The organism is Spirosoma luteum DSM 19990 (assembly GCF_000374065.1).
In the GTDB taxonomy this organism is placed as follows: domain Bacteria; phylum Bacteroidota; class Bacteroidia; order Cytophagales; family Spirosomataceae; genus Spirosoma; species Spirosoma luteum.
This window is the reverse complement of record NZ_KB893248.1, coordinates 1-17170: the sequence shown is the minus strand read 5'-3', so window position 1 is coordinate 17170 and position 17170 is coordinate 1. Positions and strand designations below refer to the sequence as shown.

19 protein-coding genes are annotated in these 17170 nt (G+C 50.4%); 13 read left to right on the top strand and 6 right to left on the bottom strand.

What is annotated here, in order from left to right; translation table 11 throughout:
• Positions 1 to 9: 9 nt before the first annotated feature.
• Entirely contained in the window at positions 10 to 2031 is a 2022-nt protein-coding gene (uvrB, locus tag B156_RS0107645; RefSeq protein ID WP_018619089.1) for an excinuclease ABC subunit UvrB, read from the bottom strand.
• 409 nt (positions 2032 to 2440) lie between these two features.
• Between uvrB and B156_RS0107640 the strand changes: the two genes are divergently transcribed.
• Complete coding sequence (locus tag B156_RS0107640) at positions 2441 to 2956, top strand: acyl-CoA thioesterase (protein ID WP_018619087.1); 516 nt, start codon at positions 2441 to 2443, stop codon at positions 2954 to 2956.
• 86 nt (positions 2957 to 3042) lie between these two features.
• Here the strand turns inward: B156_RS0107640 and B156_RS0107635 are convergent, their stop codons facing one another.
• From B156_RS0107635 to B156_RS28900, 3 genes are all read right to left on the bottom strand, one after another.
• Entirely contained in the window at positions 3043 to 3519 is a 477-nt protein-coding gene (locus tag B156_RS0107635) for a nuclear transport factor 2 family protein (RefSeq protein WP_018619085.1), read from the bottom strand.
• A 65-nt stretch (positions 3520 to 3584) separates the two neighbouring features.
• Positions 3585 to 4895 carry a serine hydrolase domain-containing protein gene (locus B156_RS0107630; RefSeq protein ID WP_018619084.1) on the bottom strand — a complete coding sequence of 437 codons (1311 nt, stop codon included), beginning with the start codon at positions 4893 to 4895 and terminating at the stop codon, positions 3585 to 3587.
• A gap of 35 nt (positions 4896 to 4930) precedes the next feature.
• On the bottom strand, positions 4931 to 5446 hold the full coding sequence (locus B156_RS28900; RefSeq protein WP_018619083.1) for a hypothetical protein: 516 nt from the start codon (positions 5444 to 5446) through the stop codon (positions 4931 to 4933).
• A 138-nt stretch (positions 5447 to 5584) separates the two neighbouring features.
• Here B156_RS28900 and B156_RS0107620 point away from each other — a divergent pair, with 138 nt between their 5' ends.
• Positions 5585 to 7096: a DUF1593 domain-containing protein gene (locus B156_RS0107620; RefSeq protein ID WP_018619082.1), complete on the top strand. Its 1512-nt coding sequence runs from the start codon at positions 5585 to 5587 to the stop codon at positions 7094 to 7096.
• Between the two features lie 235 nt (positions 7097 to 7331).
• Here B156_RS0107620 and B156_RS0107615 read toward each other — a convergent pair whose 3' ends face one another.
• Entirely contained in the window at positions 7332 to 7853 is a 522-nt protein-coding gene (locus tag B156_RS0107615) for a hypothetical protein (RefSeq protein ID WP_018619081.1), read from the bottom strand.
• 278 nt (positions 7854 to 8131) lie between these two features.
• The gene (locus B156_RS0107610) at positions 8132 to 9016 is read right to left on the bottom strand and encodes a sugar phosphate isomerase/epimerase family protein (protein WP_018619079.1); all 885 of its coding nucleotides are present in this window, start codon (positions 9014 to 9016) and stop codon (positions 8132 to 8134) included.
• Positions 9017 to 9199: 183 nt separating this feature from the next.
• Here B156_RS0107610 and B156_RS0107605 point away from each other — a divergent pair, with 183 nt between their 5' ends.
• The 11 genes from B156_RS0107605 to B156_RS28890 all read left to right on the top strand — a co-directional run.
• Positions 9200 to 10402 (top strand): class I SAM-dependent rRNA methyltransferase, encoded by a 1203-nt coding sequence (locus B156_RS0107605; RefSeq protein ID WP_018619077.1) that lies wholly within the window; start codon positions 9200 to 9202, stop codon positions 10400 to 10402.
• 191 nt (positions 10403 to 10593) lie between these two features.
• Positions 10594 to 12351: a pyruvate dehydrogenase complex dihydrolipoamide acetyltransferase gene (locus tag B156_RS0107600; RefSeq protein WP_018619076.1), complete on the top strand. Its 1758-nt coding sequence runs from the start codon at positions 10594 to 10596 to the stop codon at positions 12349 to 12351.
• 214 nt (positions 12352 to 12565) lie between these two features.
• Entirely contained in the window at positions 12566 to 13789 is a 1224-nt protein-coding gene (locus tag B156_RS0107595) for a tyrosine-type recombinase/integrase (protein ID WP_157626945.1), read from the top strand.
• A 105-nt stretch (positions 13790 to 13894) separates the two neighbouring features.
• Complete coding sequence (locus tag B156_RS32560) at positions 13895 to 14569, top strand: HNH endonuclease signature motif containing protein (RefSeq protein ID WP_018619073.1); 675 nt, start codon at positions 13895 to 13897, stop codon at positions 14567 to 14569.
• Between the two features lie 218 nt (positions 14570 to 14787).
• Entirely contained in the window at positions 14788 to 14973 is a 186-nt protein-coding gene (locus B156_RS0107575) for a hypothetical protein (protein ID WP_018619070.1), read from the top strand.
• Positions 14974 to 15023: 50 nt separating this feature from the next.
• Positions 15024 to 15491 (top strand): hypothetical protein, encoded by a 468-nt coding sequence (locus tag B156_RS0107570; protein ID WP_018619068.1) that lies wholly within the window; start codon positions 15024 to 15026, stop codon positions 15489 to 15491.
• 58 nt (positions 15492 to 15549) lie between these two features.
• Entirely contained in the window at positions 15550 to 15963 is a 414-nt protein-coding gene (locus B156_RS0107565; RefSeq protein WP_018619066.1) for a hypothetical protein, read from the top strand.
• 51 nt (positions 15964 to 16014) lie between these two features.
• Positions 16015 to 16200, top strand: coding sequence for a hypothetical protein (locus B156_RS0107560; protein ID WP_018619064.1), 186 nt, complete (start codon positions 16015 to 16017; stop codon positions 16198 to 16200).
• Positions 16197 to 16511, top strand: coding sequence for a hypothetical protein (locus B156_RS0107555; RefSeq protein ID WP_018619063.1), 315 nt, complete (start codon positions 16197 to 16199; stop codon positions 16509 to 16511). The genes B156_RS0107560 and B156_RS0107555 overlap by 4 nt, the downstream gene beginning before the upstream one ends.
• Positions 16508 to 17002 (top strand): hypothetical protein, encoded by a 495-nt coding sequence (locus B156_RS0107550; protein ID WP_018619061.1) that lies wholly within the window; start codon positions 16508 to 16510, stop codon positions 17000 to 17002. Before B156_RS0107555 ends, B156_RS0107550 begins: the two co-directional genes overlap by 4 nt.
• Positions 16974 to 17170 (top strand): hypothetical protein (locus B156_RS28890; protein ID WP_040585318.1); only part of this gene is annotated, 197 nt, incomplete at its 3' end. The genes B156_RS0107550 and B156_RS28890, both read left to right, overlap by 29 nt.

The following is a 17170-nucleotide window of genomic DNA, read 5'->3' as shown; positions in this document are numbered from 1 at the left end:
GTACAAAACTCAGGCCGTTTCTTTTTTCAGCTTATCCCTCAACTGGAATAGTTCATCCCGGTAACGGGCGGCTTCCAGAAAGTCGAGGTCTTTGGCGGCCCGCTCCATTTTTGATTGTGTTTCGTTGATTACTTTCTCCAGATCGCCCTTGCCCATGTACTGAACGACCGGATCGGCAGCAATGCGGATTTCCTCCGGCTCCACGTAGAAGTGTTTTACCTTCGAGTCGGCCACTTTGGTTTGCCCCATGATAGATTCCCGCGATTTCAGTACCGTTGTAGGCGTTATTCCATTCTCAGTATTGTAGGCCATCTGGATAGCCCGCCGACGGTTGGTTTCGTCAATGGCTTTCTGCATCGAGCCGGTAATCCGGTCGGCGTACATGATTACCTTGCCGTTGGCATTCCGGGCGGCACGTCCTATGGTCTGAATCAGGGACCGAATGTCGCGCAGGAAACCCTCTTTATCCGCATCCATAATCGCCACGAGCGACACTTCGGGCAGGTCGAGTCCTTCACGCAACAGGTTGACCCCCACCAGCACATCGAAATTACCCAGACGCAGGTCGCGCAGAATCTCAACCCGGTCCAGCGTTTTCACTTCGGAGTGAATGTAGCGAGTTTTGATACCCACCCGGTCCAGGTACTTGGTAAGTTCTTCGGCCATCCGTTTGGTGAGTGTAGTGACCAGTACCCGCTCTTTCTGTTTGACCCGGCTTTCAATGGAGTCGAGCAAATCATCGATCTGGTTCAAACTTGGCCGAACGTCGATTTCGGGGTCCAGTAGGCCGGTTGGGCGGATAATCTGTTCTACCACAACGCCTTCGCTCTTCCGCAGCTCGTAGTCCGACGGGGTAGCCGACACGTAAATTGTCTGGCCCGATAAATCCTCGAATTCCTGGAAGGTGAGCGGACGGTTATCCATCGCGCTGGGCAACCGGAAACCGTAATCGACCAGTGCCGTTTTCCGTGAGCGGTCGCCCCCCCACATAGCCCGGATTTGCGGGATGGTTGCGTGGCTCTCGTCGATAACCATCAGATAATCATCCGGGAAGTAATCGAGCAGGCAGAAGGGTCGCTGCCCAGGTTTCCGCTTATCGAAGTACCGCGAGTAGTTTTCAATGCCGGAACAGTATCCCAGTTCACGCATCATTTCGAGGTCGAATTCGGTACGCTCCTGAATGCGGGTTGCTTCCATTTCCCGAAACTCCGATTCGAAATACCGTACCTGTGACACCATATCATCCTGAATTTGATGAATAGCCCCGTTCAGCGTATCGCGGCCCGTAACAAATAGGGTGGCCGGGAAAATAGTCACCATGGTTTCGTCCGACAGTTTTCGGCCTGTGCCGGGGTCGATGCGCTGAATCGTTTCAATTTCATCGCCAAAGAAAATGACCCGGTAAGCAAAGTCGGCGTAGGCCACGTACAGATCCACGGTATCTCCTTTTACCCGGAAGTTACCCCGCTCAAAATCACCTTCTGTCCGGCTGTAAAGAATGCTGACCAGCTGATGCAGAAACTGATTGCGGCTCATCCGCTCCCCCACCCCAATCCGAACCACATTCCGCTTGAATTCTTCGGGGTTACCCATGCCGTAAATGCAGGATACGGAGGCCACCACAATTACATCCCGCCGACCACTCATGAGGGCCGACGTAGCGGCCAGTCGCAGTTTATCAATTTCTTCGTTGATAGCCAGGTCTTTCTCAATGTAGGTACCGGTGGTAGCGATGTATGCTTCGGGCTGGTAATAGTCGTAATAGGAGATAAAGAATTCGACGGCGTTTTCGGGAAAGAACTGCTTAAATTCGCCGTAAAGCTGGGCTGCCAGCGTTTTATTATGGCTGACTACCAGCGTTGGGCGGTTAGTCTGCGCAATCAGGTTAGCGATGGTGTACGTCTTACCTGATCCCGTTACGCCGAGTAGAACCTGGGACTGTTCACCCTGATTGGTACCCTTTACCAGTTGTTCAATAGCCTTCGGCTGATCGCCGGTTGGCTGAAATTCTGAGGTTAATTTGAAGTTCATTAGCCGCGTTGATAATCTGGCTAATTTACACAGATTTGAGGGTGATTACAAGGGCGTTTTTAGAAAAATTCCCACGCGAATAGTATCAGTATCCGGGTTCTTTTGAGCCGATTGGAAGACGTTGCGTACGGACCTCACGCAGAGCGACCAGCCCCACCGAAGCGATTGACAGCACCGCCAGAATGTCGATCAACAAAAGCCTGTTAGTGTTTTCCCTGTAGCCAAACAGCCAACGAACTTAAGGTACCTCATGTGCAGCAAACGCAGAAGTGGCCCGGTGAATAATCCACGAAAGAAACCAGGCCAACGGGGCAGCCGGCTGGAATTTATTCCGTTATTTTGGCTGTGTATCGTGCGTCGGGCAAAATCCGGGGTACGATACGTTTCTCAACAACACCCGGTACAACGAATGCCCCAACCTAAATTTGCCCGGGAGTCGACCACGGTAATGACCGAAATGGTGCTCCCCAACGATACGAATACGCTCAACAACCTGATGGGTGGGCGGCTATTGCACTTCATGGATATTGCCGCAGCTATTGCTGCCCAAAAGCATTCCAATCGCATTGTTGTTACGGCCTCCGTCGACAATGTTTCATTCGCCCAACCGATCCGTCTGGGCAACATTGTGACGATGCAGGCGCAGGTAACCCGCTCGTTCAACTCGTCGATGGAGGTATTTATCGACGTTTGGGCCGAAGATATTCCGGCGGGTATCCGGGTCAGTACCAATAGCGCCTTTTACACCTTCGTAGCGGTCGATCAGAGTGGCCGACCCATCGAAGTACCCGCCGTTGTTCCCGAAACCGACGATGAGAAAGACCGTTACAAAAGTGCCCTGCGTCGACGGCAGTTGCGGTTGGTACTGGCCGGACGCATGAACCCAGCAGATGCGACGGAGTTGCGGGAGTTTTTAATGGTATGAATTCGATTTATGGTTTATGGTGGCCTGCCGCGAAAGCTATACGTAGTCTATGCGTCAGCCCACCGTAAACCTAAAAACCTTATACCTTAATTTGGCACCCTCAGGGATTGCCAGGTCACCATTTGCCACTGATTCCCCTTGCGGACGTATACATCGGTGTATTTGAGCGTAGTATTGATGGTTTCGCCATTGTTAGTTGCCTTAATCAGGCATTTTCCATTAATAATGGCCGTGTTGCCATATACACGTACCTCTTGCCCCTGGCTCTCGATAGAATCATATTGCGATTTTCCATCCCGAATTGACTGAATATACGACTGCTTGTTATCGGTATTCCCGTTCGAGTGATTATAAACCAGGTCATCGGCCAGCACGCGATCCAGCATGGCGTAGTCCTTCTTCATCTGAGCCTCAAACCGTTGTTTTTCCGCGGCAAGTACCGCCTTCTCCACGCCGGAGATAGTCTTTTTAGCAGCTACGGCTCCCGCAGAAGGTGATACCGGTGTCTGCGCCCGGACGAACGAGACAGTTAAGATGAGGGCAAAGGCAATGAGGGTTTTCATAGTTTTGAGGGATTATGCTTTAATCAACTTTGTACAGAAAATCATTTACGCCTTTTTCCGGGCGTTTACTTTGGGGCCTGTAACTGTGTAATGGCCTGATAGACCAGCACTTTGAATTTGTCGCTCAAATCACCGTAACTGTTCGGCACTTTCTGGGTGTAAATCAGGGCAACGATACCTTCTTTCGGGTCTACCCAGTAGGTAGTACCAAAGAAACCGCCCCAGTCAAAACTACCCTGTGAGACGGGTAACTGGGCCGCACTTTTCTCAGACGTTATCGCAAAGCCTAGCCCAAATTTATTGTTTCCCTGGTTCAGGTCACCAATCTGGTTGGTGGTAATCAGCCGTACGGTCGTAGGACTCAGGAACCGCTTGCCGTTGTACTCGCCACCGTTCAGCATCATTTGCAGAAAAATGGCGTAATCGTACAAGGTTGATGACAAACCTGCTCCGCCGGAGTAATATGTACCGGCCATTTTTGGATAATCTGCCGATATACCCCCCTGAGCGGACATCGGCTGAATCATTTTTTCGGCATCTTCGGTATACACCTTCGTGAGTCGGTCCTGCCTGGCAGCAGGCAGGTAGAAATAGGTATCCTGCATGCCCAGTGGGTCGAACAGCCGAGTCCGCAGAAACTGATCGAGGGATTGGCCGGATAGTACTTCAATCAACCGCCCGACCAGATCGACGCTCAGGCCGTAAGTCCATTTTTCGCCGGGCTGATGGACGAGCGGCAAGGCTCCCAGCTTGTTCATGGCATCTTCCAGGGTGCCTGCGGGCGTACCGATGCCGCTCGGAATCCCGTATTTTGCGTACATGGCCACCGCTTCTTTACTACCAATACCTGGGTAACTAATTCCGGACGTATGGGTCAACAGCTGCCGAATCGTAATTTCCCGTTTAGCAGGCACGGTGGTAAACGTCGTGTCTTTCTCATTGAATTTATCCACCACTTTCGGACTTTTGAACGCGGGAATATACCTGGATATGGGTTCGTCGAGCAGGAATTTACCTTCTTCAAACAGCAGCATCAACCCAATACTGGTAATGGCTTTCGTTTGGGAGGCAATCCGGTAAATGGCGTCACGTTTGAGGGCAGTTTTGGCCTGCATATCGTCCAGACCATAGGCTTTGTGGTACACAATACGGCCGTTGCGGGCTACCAACACACTCACTCCCGCCTGCCGCCCTTTGGCAATGTAGTCATTGATAACCCCATCCATGCGCTGCAGCCGGGACGTACTCATACCCACCGTTTCGGCGGCTGCTTCTTTCAAAATCGGGTTTGCTGATGTCGTCTGGGCAACCGTGATTTTGGGAGTTACTGTGACAAAAAAACCGGCCATGAGGCCGGTTAATACGAGTGTTTTCATAAAAGACCGGAGTTAAGGAACCGGCACGAAGTTAGTTATTTCATTGTACTAAAAACCTCATCAGTGCGGGAGTATTCAGCCCCATTACGTAAAGCGCGTGCCCGGGATGTATAAACGAATTGTTTAGTACTCAGATCAAATAGACCAGTAGCCGTATAATCCGATGTTACCTTACCACTTGGCAAGGTTATCTCGTCTGAGGACTTATCAATTACGGTAAAATTCACCCCATCTAACTCGGCCGTTACCCTCGTCGTATAGCCGCCAGAAAACCCTCCATTGAACACCACTGTGTTCTCAATGTATATTTCTTTAGGATTGGATGCTTTAGTAATTGTAGTGGTAGCGGCTCCGGGAATAGGCCCCTGAAAAATATCAGCGCTCACGTACAGAGTACGCCGGGAATTACCTTCATAAACGCCAACATATTGATCGCGGGGGTCAACGTCATCGACACCCCCCGATTTTTTGCAGGCGGTAGTCAGCGAGCCAATAATGAACAAAGCCAGTAACGAAGTACGCAATGAGCGTACGGCGTAAGGAATAGTCATGGTAGTATTTGCGGAGATTAGGTTCACACGTTTCCTATCAAACGCTATACCAGCTTTTTCCAGTATAGAAAGGCTCGAAAAGGCTGAATTTATGTAGGTTTACAGTCTGGTAGAACCCTATAATTTACCGGTTTCTTCATGACCATAAAAACCCTGCTCGTTTTCGCATCCCTCTGCGTTTCCTCATCGCTGATGGCGCAGCCGGTTGCTAACACATCGGCCAAACCCCGTACTATCATCACAACAGATGGCGAGGTCGATGATGTCGATACGTTCATTCGGATGCTGCTGTACAGCAATGAGTTTAACGTGGTGGGGCTGGTATACAGTAGTTCGCAGTGGCATTACAAAGGCGATGGCAAGGGCACTAAATTCACCTCTGAAATGGCCAGCACCGAAAAACGATACGGCGAGCGAACGGAACTACGCTGGCCCGGCACTACCTGGATGGAGGAGTACATTGGCAAGTACCGGGAGGTGTATCCCAACCTGATCAAACACGCCAAAGGCTACCCAACGCCCGATTATCTGCTGAACCTCGTACGAATCGGCAATATTGATTTTGAAGGGGAAATGGACCACGATACTCAAGGCTCGGACTTTATCAAAACGATTCTGCTCGACGACGATTCCAGTCCGGTGTATCTACAAATATGGGGCGGCACCAACACCGTGGCCCGCGCGCTGAAATCCATCGAAGACCAATATAAAAACACGCCTGACTGGCCGACAATCGCCAAAAAAGTAAGCGACAAAGCCATTATCTACGCCGTGCTCGACCAGGACGCTACCTACCAGAAATACGTGGCTCCGAACTGGCCGCACATCAAAGTCCTGTACAATGCCGACCAGTTCTGGAGTTTCGCCTACCTGTGGCCCCGTGTCGTTCCGGCCGAATTACAAACTTACCTGAGTGGAAAGTGGTTTGCCGAACACATCAAATTTAACCATGGCCCGCTGCTGAGTGCCTACTACCTCTGGGGCGATGGCCAGAAAATTACGGGTGACCCCGAGCATACGCATGGCGACATGGAAGAAGCCAAAAAATATAAGTTGAACCAGTACGATTTTATTTCGGAAGGGGATTCGCCCGCGTTCTTCTACCTGATCGATGTGGGACTTCGTAACAAAGAAGATGTTTCGTACGGGGGCTGGGGAGGTCGCATGGTCCAGTCAGCAATCAATCCTTACCGTTGGGAAGATGGTAAAACCGTGACCGACTATGACCCGTACACAAAAAAACAGGATGCCGCGTACCCACAAACCCGCTGGATTCCGGTGCTCCAGAATGACTTTGCCGCCCGCGCCGACTGGTGCGTCAAATCCTACCGGGAAGCCAACCACCCACCCGTTGTCAAGCTCAATCAGGCCCACGACCTGCGGGTAAAACCGGGGCAGCGCGTAACCCTTAGCGGTTCCGCTACTGACCCCGACGGCAACCCGGTCAGCTATCGGTGGTGGCAGTATGAAGAGGTGGATTCGTATCCGGGCAAGGTAATGATTGACCAATCAGGCCAGGCCAAAGCATCGTTTGTGGTACCTAAAGACGCTTTGGCTGGCAACACGATTCACCTGATTCTGGAAGTGACCGATAAAGGCACCCCAGCCCTGACCCGTTATCAGCGCGTTATTGCGACGGTTGTCGACTAATTCATAACGGGCCTAGTCGTCAATCGGGGCAGAAATCCTGCACTCACGTTACAAAAACGTATTCAGGGGCCCACATAAGATCGAAAAGAAGTGACCCATAGAGACAGCCTGCCGACAGGCTGAAAGTCGATTATTGAAAGAGCACAGCAGGCCTTATGTCTTATGCCTTTAAACTTACTATTTTAAACAGAAAGTAGACAAATACAAAGCGATTACTACTTATCTCCACAGCCACTTATTTTACCTGCCTGCTAGCTGGCATGGCGTTGATTCCCTGTAGCGTGCCGGGGCTGAAGGCAAAAACTTTCACCTCGCTCAGCAAAATTCGTTCCTTATCGTCATAACTCCGGGGCAACACATTGGTCGGCACAATGGGATTAGGCCCTTCCCGGTAGTGGGTAAAGCAAAAAGCAATGGGCAGGAGGTATTTTCCGGCGTGTGCCGGGCTGAGGGGCGGCATGTGCTTCAGTCCCGCTTCTATCTCATAATCAAATCCATAGTTCTTGCTCATCTGAGTGCTCATCTTGGGGTAAAGCACGGAAACATCTCTAATATGTCCCGTTTCGTCGATGCTGAATCCGGCGTAGAAACGGCCATAAACAGCTCGGGAAGCGGGTTCAGAAGGGTAGTGTATCCATTGGGCAATAGTCTGATTAAAAACCGGATCCTGCTCCAGCGCAGCAGGCACGTTTTGTGCACTCACTCGTTGGCTCAGCAATAAGAGGCTCAGCAGGATTGCTTTTGTCAGATTAGCCATGTTTATATGTTTTATTAAACTTTCAGTTTACTGTATATATATTTTATATACAATAATTTTGCCATTATTTGCTTTTAGTAGCGGTCAGGTTGAGGTAGTATGGCCAGCACAGTTTCTTTGCAAGACCAATCGATTTGATAACGAAGTACGCTGGTAGGGCGTCGGGTTTTGGAACCGGACCGGACCATGTTAGCAGAATACAGGTCAGCTAACAGCAAAAGCCGCATCGGTTAATTCCGATGCGGCTTTTTGTTAAGGTACCGATGTTGATGGGGCGATTACACCGTCAGTACTTTCATGTAGTCGGCGTCATTTTTCATGCTCACCATAACCGGGCCGGGGTACTCCTCCTGCTCAACCAGAAAATACTTAATACCGCTATCCATGGCAACACGTAGTGTCTTTTTAAAGTCTACGCCACCTTTACCAAGATCATCCTGAACGGGCTTTCCTTCTTTCATGGTATAATCCTTTACGTGGCAAAGTTCATACCGCTTGCCGTACTTCTTGAGGTGGTCGGCAGTGTTGACACCCGCTACATCGATCCAGCACAAGTCCAGTTCAAACATCACGTATTTTGGGTCGGTGCTGGCCAGCAGATATTCCTGCGGGAGTTTACCATCCAGCGGCCGGAATGAATAGTCGTGGTTGTGGTACCCGAATTGCAGGCCCGCTTTTTTAACCTGTTCGCCCACGGTGTTGAATTCATCGGCAATTTTCTTCCAGTCGTCCCAGGTTTTCTGCGCACCTATGTACGGACAAAGCAAGTACGTTAGTCCCGCGTCGTGCGCCATTTCGATACTTTTCTTCAACTGATCGGGCTTTGCCACGTCGCCCCGGTAATTGAAGTGCGTGCTGATCATTTTCACCCCCAGGCCATCCAGAAATGATTTTATTTCTTTAGGCTCCATACCCCACAAAAACCCCTGCGGACCACTGTAGCTTTCAAACTGTTTGTACCCCATTTCGGCCAGTTGCGTCATAATGCCTTTTGGGTCTTTGGGCAGTACGTCACGAGTACTATAAAGCTGCACACCGAACGGACTGATGGTTTTGGCAAATTCACCGGATAGTAGATCGGCAGCCGTCGATATGGATTGGCTAAGGGCAAAAGCACCAGCCGTAAGCAGGCCGGACTGTTTCAGGAAATGACGTCGTTGCATAATAAAAAGAATAGTTAACTAATTTGAAACGTAAAGATGTACCTGTTTTGGATGGAACCGGCTGCAAATGGTTTAAAAAACACGTTCCGGCTTGCGCATGAGCCGCTTTTATGTTTCCCTGTTCTCCTCCGTTTTATCCTTCCTCCCCTTCGGCGTATCTTTGTAGCCTTTTCAAAACTGTGAATGACATTTTCTAAATTATTTCTACAGGCTGGACGCGACGAGGCTGTGCGTCGGTTTCACCCCTGGGTGTTTTCCCGGGCCATTAGCCGATACGAAGGTGGCCTGAATGACGGCGATACGGTGGAGGTATTTGACCATAAAAGTCGTTACCTAGCCACCGGCCACTATCATAATGGCAGCATCACTGTCCGTATTTTTTCCTTCGGTGCCACAACAGGAGGCCCCGTTACGCCTGATTTAGCCTTCTGGACGCAAAAATTAACGCAGATTCGCCATGTCCGGCAGGCTATTATCAGTAACCGGGAACAAACTAACTGTTACCGACTCGTGCACGGCGAAGGCGATGGGTGTACGGGCCTGATCATCGATATGTACAAAGGCGTAGCCGTGTTGCAGGCGCACTCCATCGGGATGCACCGCGAGCGGGAACTTCTGACGGAAGCCCTGAAAACGGTTTTCGGGGATGAACTGAAAGCGGTATATGATAAGAGTGCCGATACCCTCCCCGATGAGTATGGCAAAACCATAACCAACGGGTACCTGTTTGGCGAGGTGCCCCTGCCGCATCCGGTTCTGGAGAATGGGCACACCTTTTTAATCAACTGGCAAACGGGTCAGAAAACCGGCTTCTTCCTCGACCAGCGCGACAACCGTGCCCTGCTGGCCCGGTATGCGCAGGGCAAAAACGTACTGAATGCCTTCTGCTATTCGGGTGGTTTTTCGGTGTATGGACTTGCAGCGGGGGCTAAGCAGGTTCATTCGGTGGATGTGTCGCAGAAGGCTATCGACCTGACCAACCAGAACGTAGCGGCTAATTTTGGGGAGACGGAAACAAGACACGAAGCGTACACCGACGATGTCATGCACTTTTTGAAGGCCCACGATCATCAGTACGATGTGGTGGTACTCGACCCGCCGGCCTTTGCCAAAAGCCTGAGCGCGCGGCATCGGGCCGTGCAGGGTTACAAACGACTTAACGCCGAGGGTCTGCGCCGGGTGGCGAAGGGCGGTATCCTGTTTACCTTTTCATGCTCGCAGGTAGTGGACCGGGAATTGTTCTATAATACCATTGTGGCAGCGGCCATTGAAGCCGGTCGGCAAGTGCGGGTACTGCACCACCTGAGCCAACCTGCCGACCATCCCGTTAACCTGTTCCACCCGGAAGGTGGTTACCTCAAAGGGCTGGTTTTGTGGGTAGAGTGATAAATTATAACTGAAGAATTAGGAGTGAAGAGGGAAAAATAAACGTACATCAGGAGATTATTCTTCATTCTTCGCTTATAATTCTTCACTCATTTTACTTGCTTTCCGTTAATTTTGACTTTTACCGGCCCGGTACGTCGGTCAACGGTCTGTCTTTTTGTATAATCCGATACCTCTAGAATAAAGCTACTATGGCTGAATTGATCCGAATGCCCAAAATGAGCGACACCATGACCGAAGGAGTCATTGCGGAGTGGCACAAGAAGGTGGGCGATAAAGTTAAATCCGGCGATGTACTGGCCGAAGTCGAAACCGACAAAGCCACCATGGACCTCGAAGCCTACGAAGAAGGCACGCTGCTTTACATCGGCGTTGAAAAAGGGGCATCCGTACCCGTTGATGGTGTAATGGCCGTTATTGGTGCCGAAGGCGAAGATTACAAAGCGCTGCTCGACGGATCTACCGGTGGCAGTCAGGAATCAAAACCGGCTCCCCAGGAAGACAAACCGGCCCCTGCTCCCAAAAACGCAGATAATAGCCAGGTTGCCACCAAACTACCGGACGAGAAAGCCGTTTCTGCCGCTCCAGCAGAAAATGTCAATGCCTCGGTGATTCGAATGCCAAAAATGAGTGATACCATGACCGAAGGCGTTATTGTATCCTGGCAAAAGAAAGAGGGAGATACCGTTAAAGCGGGCGATGTACTGGCTGAAGTCGAAACCGACAAAGCTACCATGGACCTCGAAGCCTATGAAGAAGGTACGTTGTTGTATATTGGCGTAAAAGAAGGCGAATCCGTTGCGGTTGATGCTGTCATTGCCGTTGTGGGCGAGAAGGGTGCCAACTTCAAAGTATTGCTCGATGGCGGACAGCCTGCATCCGCCCCGGCTGCGGCTGGTAAAGAAGCCGCTACCAGCGAAGGCGGCAGCGAAACCGCTCAACAAAATCCACAGGCAGACTTACCCGCCAACGCCGACACCGATTTGTCGTATGGTGGTGGAAAAGGCGATGTCATCGAGTCGAATGGCCGAATGAAAGCATCGCCGTTGGCCAAACGCATTGCCGAAGAAAAAGGAATAAACCTGACGCAGGTGAAAGGTTCCGGACCGGAAGGCCGCATTGTTAAGAGTGATGTTGAGTCGTTCGTACCTGGTAAAACCGCACCGGCAGCGCAGCCCGCAGCCCCGGCGCAGCAGGCCCCAGCCCCCGAACAGAAATCAGCCGCTCCAATCCCCGCCCCAGCCGCTACACCCGCTGGGGAGTACGAGGATGTTCCGGTTAGCCAGATGCGGAAAACGATTGCCCGTCGGTTGAGCGAAAGCCTGTTTACAGCTCCGCACTTCTACCTGACCATGGAAATAAACATGGACAAGGCAATTGACCTGCGCGGCACGGTAAACGGCATCAGCCCGGTAAAAGTATCATTCAATGATTTCGTGGTGAAAGCCGCAGCCCTCGCGCTGAAGCAACACCCGAACGTCAACTCGTCGTGGCTGGGCGATAAAATCCGCAAGTACAAGTACGTGAACATCGGTATTGCCGTAGCGGTCGACGAAGGACTGCTGGTTCCCGTTGTTCGCAACGCCGACCAGAAAACGCTCTCGACCATTTCGAGTGAAGTGAAAGACCTGGCTGGAAAAGCCAAAGACAAAAAACTCCAGCCGAAAGATTGGGAAGGCAGCACGTTCTCCATCTCTAACCTCGGCATGTTTGGTATCGACGAGTTCACGGCCATCATCAACCCACCCGATTCCTGCATTTTAGCTATCGGGTCGATCAAACAATCCGTGAAATTTGAGGACGTGGATGGCGTACAGGTTGCCAAGCCAACGAACGTTATGAAGGTAACCCTCTCCTGCGACCACCGCGTAGTGGATGGTGCAACAGGCGCATCATTCCTGCAAACGGTGAAGCAGTTACTCGAAGACCCCATGCGGATGCTGGTATAACTCAGACTACTGGTCTTTCTTACAAAAAGAAGCCGCCCCGAGTATCGGAAAGCACTATTCATTCCTACCACGAATATTGGCCCGTTGTAAAAAAGTTTTGCCCTATTTTCACCTTTTTACTCCATTTTAATATAATACTATGATGGCGTAAACTTTGGATGCAACCACTATATGTTTTAGTTATCGTATAATTAGGCAAAAATTATACGATACCATGCCCTTTCAACGAATAGCCCGGATGACACCTTTCCTTTCCTTTCACGTAAGGAGTCAGAAAAAATCAGGACAGGTAATGCTCTACTGCCGCCTTAGTTTCAACTCTGTCCGCACGACCGAATACAAGACCGGCATCCTGGTTCCGGTCGAGTGCTGGCCCGATTTGCCGCCTGCTCACCCCGAAACGCCCGCCATTTCGGTTCGCATTGCCGAGTTTCGCGCCCAGCACAATTGGATTGCCCTGAACCTGAAAGAGCCGACGGCGGAGGCTATCCGTACCGACTGGATTCGTCAGCATTCAGCCCTGCCCCCTGCCGTGCCTAAGTCCCTATCAATTATCGAAGCCTACGGACGGTGGGCTACCTATAAGCTCCGTCCGCCAAATCGTAAGCCCGCCGGCTGGCGGCCCATGTCGGACACCGGCCAGAAACGTATTCAGATGTCAGGCCGACACCTGGCCGGTTTTCTGAAACTGACCAAACAGGTGCATCTGTCGCTAACGGAAGTAAAGCCCAGCACCGGCTACGCCTTTTCGGAATACCTCTTTGACCTGGGCGTTTCAGCCGACACCGTTACGCGGCACATAACCAACCTGTCGGAATCGCTTGACTACGCCGTTCGGCTCGATGAGATTGAGGTCAACCCCTGGGCAGGTATCAAAATTAAAGGCGAACCACCCAAACGAATAGACTATTTGAACGAACTGGATTTGATTCGCCTGGCAGCCCTGCCACTGACCGGCATTCGGGACACGGTGCGTAACTGGGCACTTTTGATGTGCTACACGGGTCTGGATTACAATGATGCGCTACTTGTTACATCTAACTTGGGTAAGTACTACAAAACAACGCCCGATGGGGATGTGATAATATTCCAACGCCTAAAGTTTGACCATGCCCCGCAGTGGGGTGAATGCCATATTCCGGTACTCAGCATGAGCCGTGAACTACTCTCGGATGTACTGAACTGGAAACGGCCCCGATTGAAGGTCATCAACACGCACCTGAAAGAAATTGCTGTTCAGATTGGGCTTTCCTTTCCGATGAAAGCCAAGCATTGCCGCAAATCGGCAGCCCTGGTTTTTTTGCTCTATTACGAGAATATCTTCATGGTTCAAAAGATTCTCGGACACCAATCGGTGAAAACGACCCAAGCCTGCTACGTAAATACCCCGCCCGAAATTGTCTATTCTGGTATGAGGAAAAAACCCGTCCAAAAATAGGATAACCCCCTGATATTCACTATATTTAAGTGTTCAAAATGAACGGCCCGATACTACGCTCTAACATAGTATCGGGCCTAACCAACACAATAAACAACTATTGCAATGGGTAAGGTAAAGGTAGACAAAAAAGTAGTTGAAAGTTTCTGGTCAAAAGTAAAAACGGTAGAATCCGGCTGTCACGAGTGGCAAGCCGGTAAGTCGGCAGCGGGTTATGGCCGTTTCTACTCGAAAGAATTAGGCGCACAGGTCTATGCACACCGCTATAGTTTTGAATTAACAAATGGGCCTATTCCGGCTGGCCTTGTTATGTGCCATAAATGCGATAACCCTAGTTGCGTAAATCCAGAACATTTATTCTTGGGCACGCATGCGGATAACAGTCAGGATATGGCAGCAAAGGGGCGCGGTGGTATGCAAAAGCGTACTCATTGTAAAAAGGGCCACGAATTATCCGGCAATAACCTGAGGTATGATAAACAGAAAAAGTGCAATACATGCCTTACCTGTCATAAAGAATCGCGCAAACGAATAGACGACCGCCGTAATGCTGAACGTAGTGCTAAGTTATGGGCGGGTAAGCCAATCGAAATCCCCCTACCACCCAATACCCATGTATGCTGTGTTTGTGGCGTACTGGCATTAACCGAGAGTACGCGAAAGTTTCGTTGCCAGTCCTGCCAAAACCAGTACGAGCGAGATTACCGGGCAAATAATCGGGAACGAACTAATGCCAATACCCGCGCTTACAAGGCACGTAAACGGGCTGTCCAGGTATGATGTGCTATACAAAGTGGGTGTTTACGCCCGGCCCCTACCCATTTCTCCCGGTGTCCGTCTACACCGATACCCAGCAGTGGCATTACCGAATGGGGCTGAATTAGTACCCCCCGGCCTGTTCAGCTTCGGGCGGTTTTGTTTGCGGGCGGGTCATCGGGAGTGGTGCCCCGTTTTTTTGTGGGTGTTTGTCGCGCAAAGTAGAAACCGTATCTTTGGGCATGGCTAAAAAAGAAATGAACGTCAATGATTTTGCAAAGCTGATAAACTACCACCGTTCGGGCGTAACAAAGGCGTTACGGGATGGTAGAACCCTTCCGGGTATCGTTCGCAGTCGGCAGGTCGGCAAGGTCTGGGTGCTGACGGTTGATACGGAACAGGTAAAAATAAAGGCGGGTAAAAAGTAGCGTTTGCGCGACTTATTGCGTAAGTTTGACAACAATTAACCATTACTATTATGGGACGCGAACTAAGAAAAGTACCTGCCGATTGGGAACACCCCAAACAGCATAACGGAAACTACCAGCCGATGTACGAAGAATACTACGGCGATGCGATTGCTGACTGGATAAATGAGCATCAACAGTGGGAGAACGGCACACACCCAACACTGGTAGTGCATCCCGAATACAAAGAGGAATACCCGTTCTATGCTATGTGGAACGGCGGCCCGCCGAACGTTGACTACTACCGGACGCGAAAGTTTACGCCCGAAGAACTGACACATATTCAGCTATACGAAACAACCAGCGAGGGAACACCAAAAACGCCGGTATTCCCTGCTGACCAGTTAGAGCAACTTTGCGAATATGCCGCCGAGCATTGCACAACCTTTGGTAGTTTTAAGGCCACTAAGCAGGAGTGGTTTGATATGCTGTCACGCGGGTTTGTGTCACACACTGAGGGGAACGCAATATTTATTTAACCCCCCACCCCATGAAGCACATACTGGAATCCCCCGACGTAATGGCGACCGAAATGATATGACCACCACCGAGAAACGGCAGCACGGAAAGAAATGGATGCCCGCTATGTACGTGGCTTACTTTGGTATCATTCAGGAATTGGCAAACCGGCACGGCTACGCGCTTTGTGTGCATGGTTCGGTAGTTCGGGATTTTGATTTAATTGCCGTTCCGTTTGAGCCGGTTGTTAGTGCGCACGAGGTGTTACTAGCTGATATTAGGCTGGCTATTGGACTGACCGGCCCGACTGACCCTATTTTTGATATTGTTGGTCAGGAAGCACACGGTAGGATGTGTTATACGATTGAATGCGGGGCGGGTGGATATTTTGACATTAGCTTTACGCCATCCCTTAACGATGCGGTTGCCTTCGTTAATCGTGAAGAAGAACGAAAAATAGAGATACAGGCCATGTTTGCCGCAATGAACTAACCCCCCCCCCGAACCAATCAACCCCCGCCGGGATAGAAACCAGAAAGAGCGATGGAAAAGAAAGTAACAGATTTTCGTGAGGTAACAACGCCGTTGATCCGGGCAATGACCGCGTTTGGCCGGTCTATGAACTTAACAGCCGCGCAGGTCCGCACATTGGGTAAGGATATGGAACTCGTGGGCATGACACCCAATCAGCGAAACCGGCTTAAAATCCGTAGACTATTGAAGGCATGAACAGCACCAAACAAACCACCCGTTACCGTTTCCGCTTCCTGGCTGAATCAACCAGACCGCGCGGGCAGACTTACTACTATCAGGGCGAAACGTTCCGGCGCGGTCACTTCTTTTCCAACACGGATTTATTCACGCTGGATGAGGTACGGAGGTTCCTTGCTGCGGGATTCGTCAGCAATGACATTACCCACGTGGGCGTTGTGCAATGGGATTTTCCCGGCTCGTTCAGTCTGGAACGGGTCGTGATTACCGAAACGACGGAGGTGGAAGCGGTTGAGGTGGGGGAATTGATAAACGAGATTGAGCAATGAAGAAAGAAATCAGAGAAATCCTGTCAACCAAAGGCCGGGAAAATAGAAACGCTTTTATTGAGGATGCCGTTTTAGCGTTTCACCAATCCGATTTACCTGCCGATGACCGGCTGGCTCTTTCCACGAAGGAAAACTCCCGTCTGCGCCAAATTATAGCCGCCAATGAGGAATACATTGCTGAACTGGAAAGTAAAATCAGTCAGCTAAAAAAACAGATACGTGACCAAACCAAAGTCCTTGACGATAACCAGGGACGTATCAATGGTTTGGAAAGGGAAGTATGGGCAGCGAAGGTTAAGCCATCTAATGCTAACGCTCAACCTGTTGATGAAGAAAGGACAGCAATAAAAACCAGTAAACTTATTCTTCTTCGTCAACGCAATAAAAACCTACAAGTAGCCAACAGGCAGTTAGTGTACACCTTGATACAGAACGGCCTTACGGTTGATAAAAGCCTACATTATGAGCCTTACATTGAGGAGCGCGATTGAAGCCAGCCACGTTCAGGAGAACGAATACAACACCCGTATCGGGGAAATAGATAAGCAGATACGGGCATTACTGGCAGAAAAAAGGCTGAATTTAGAACAGGTAAAAACTGTCAAGATTGGCAAGGCGAAGGACTACGAAAAAGATAAAATGCTTTTTCTGGTTACTAC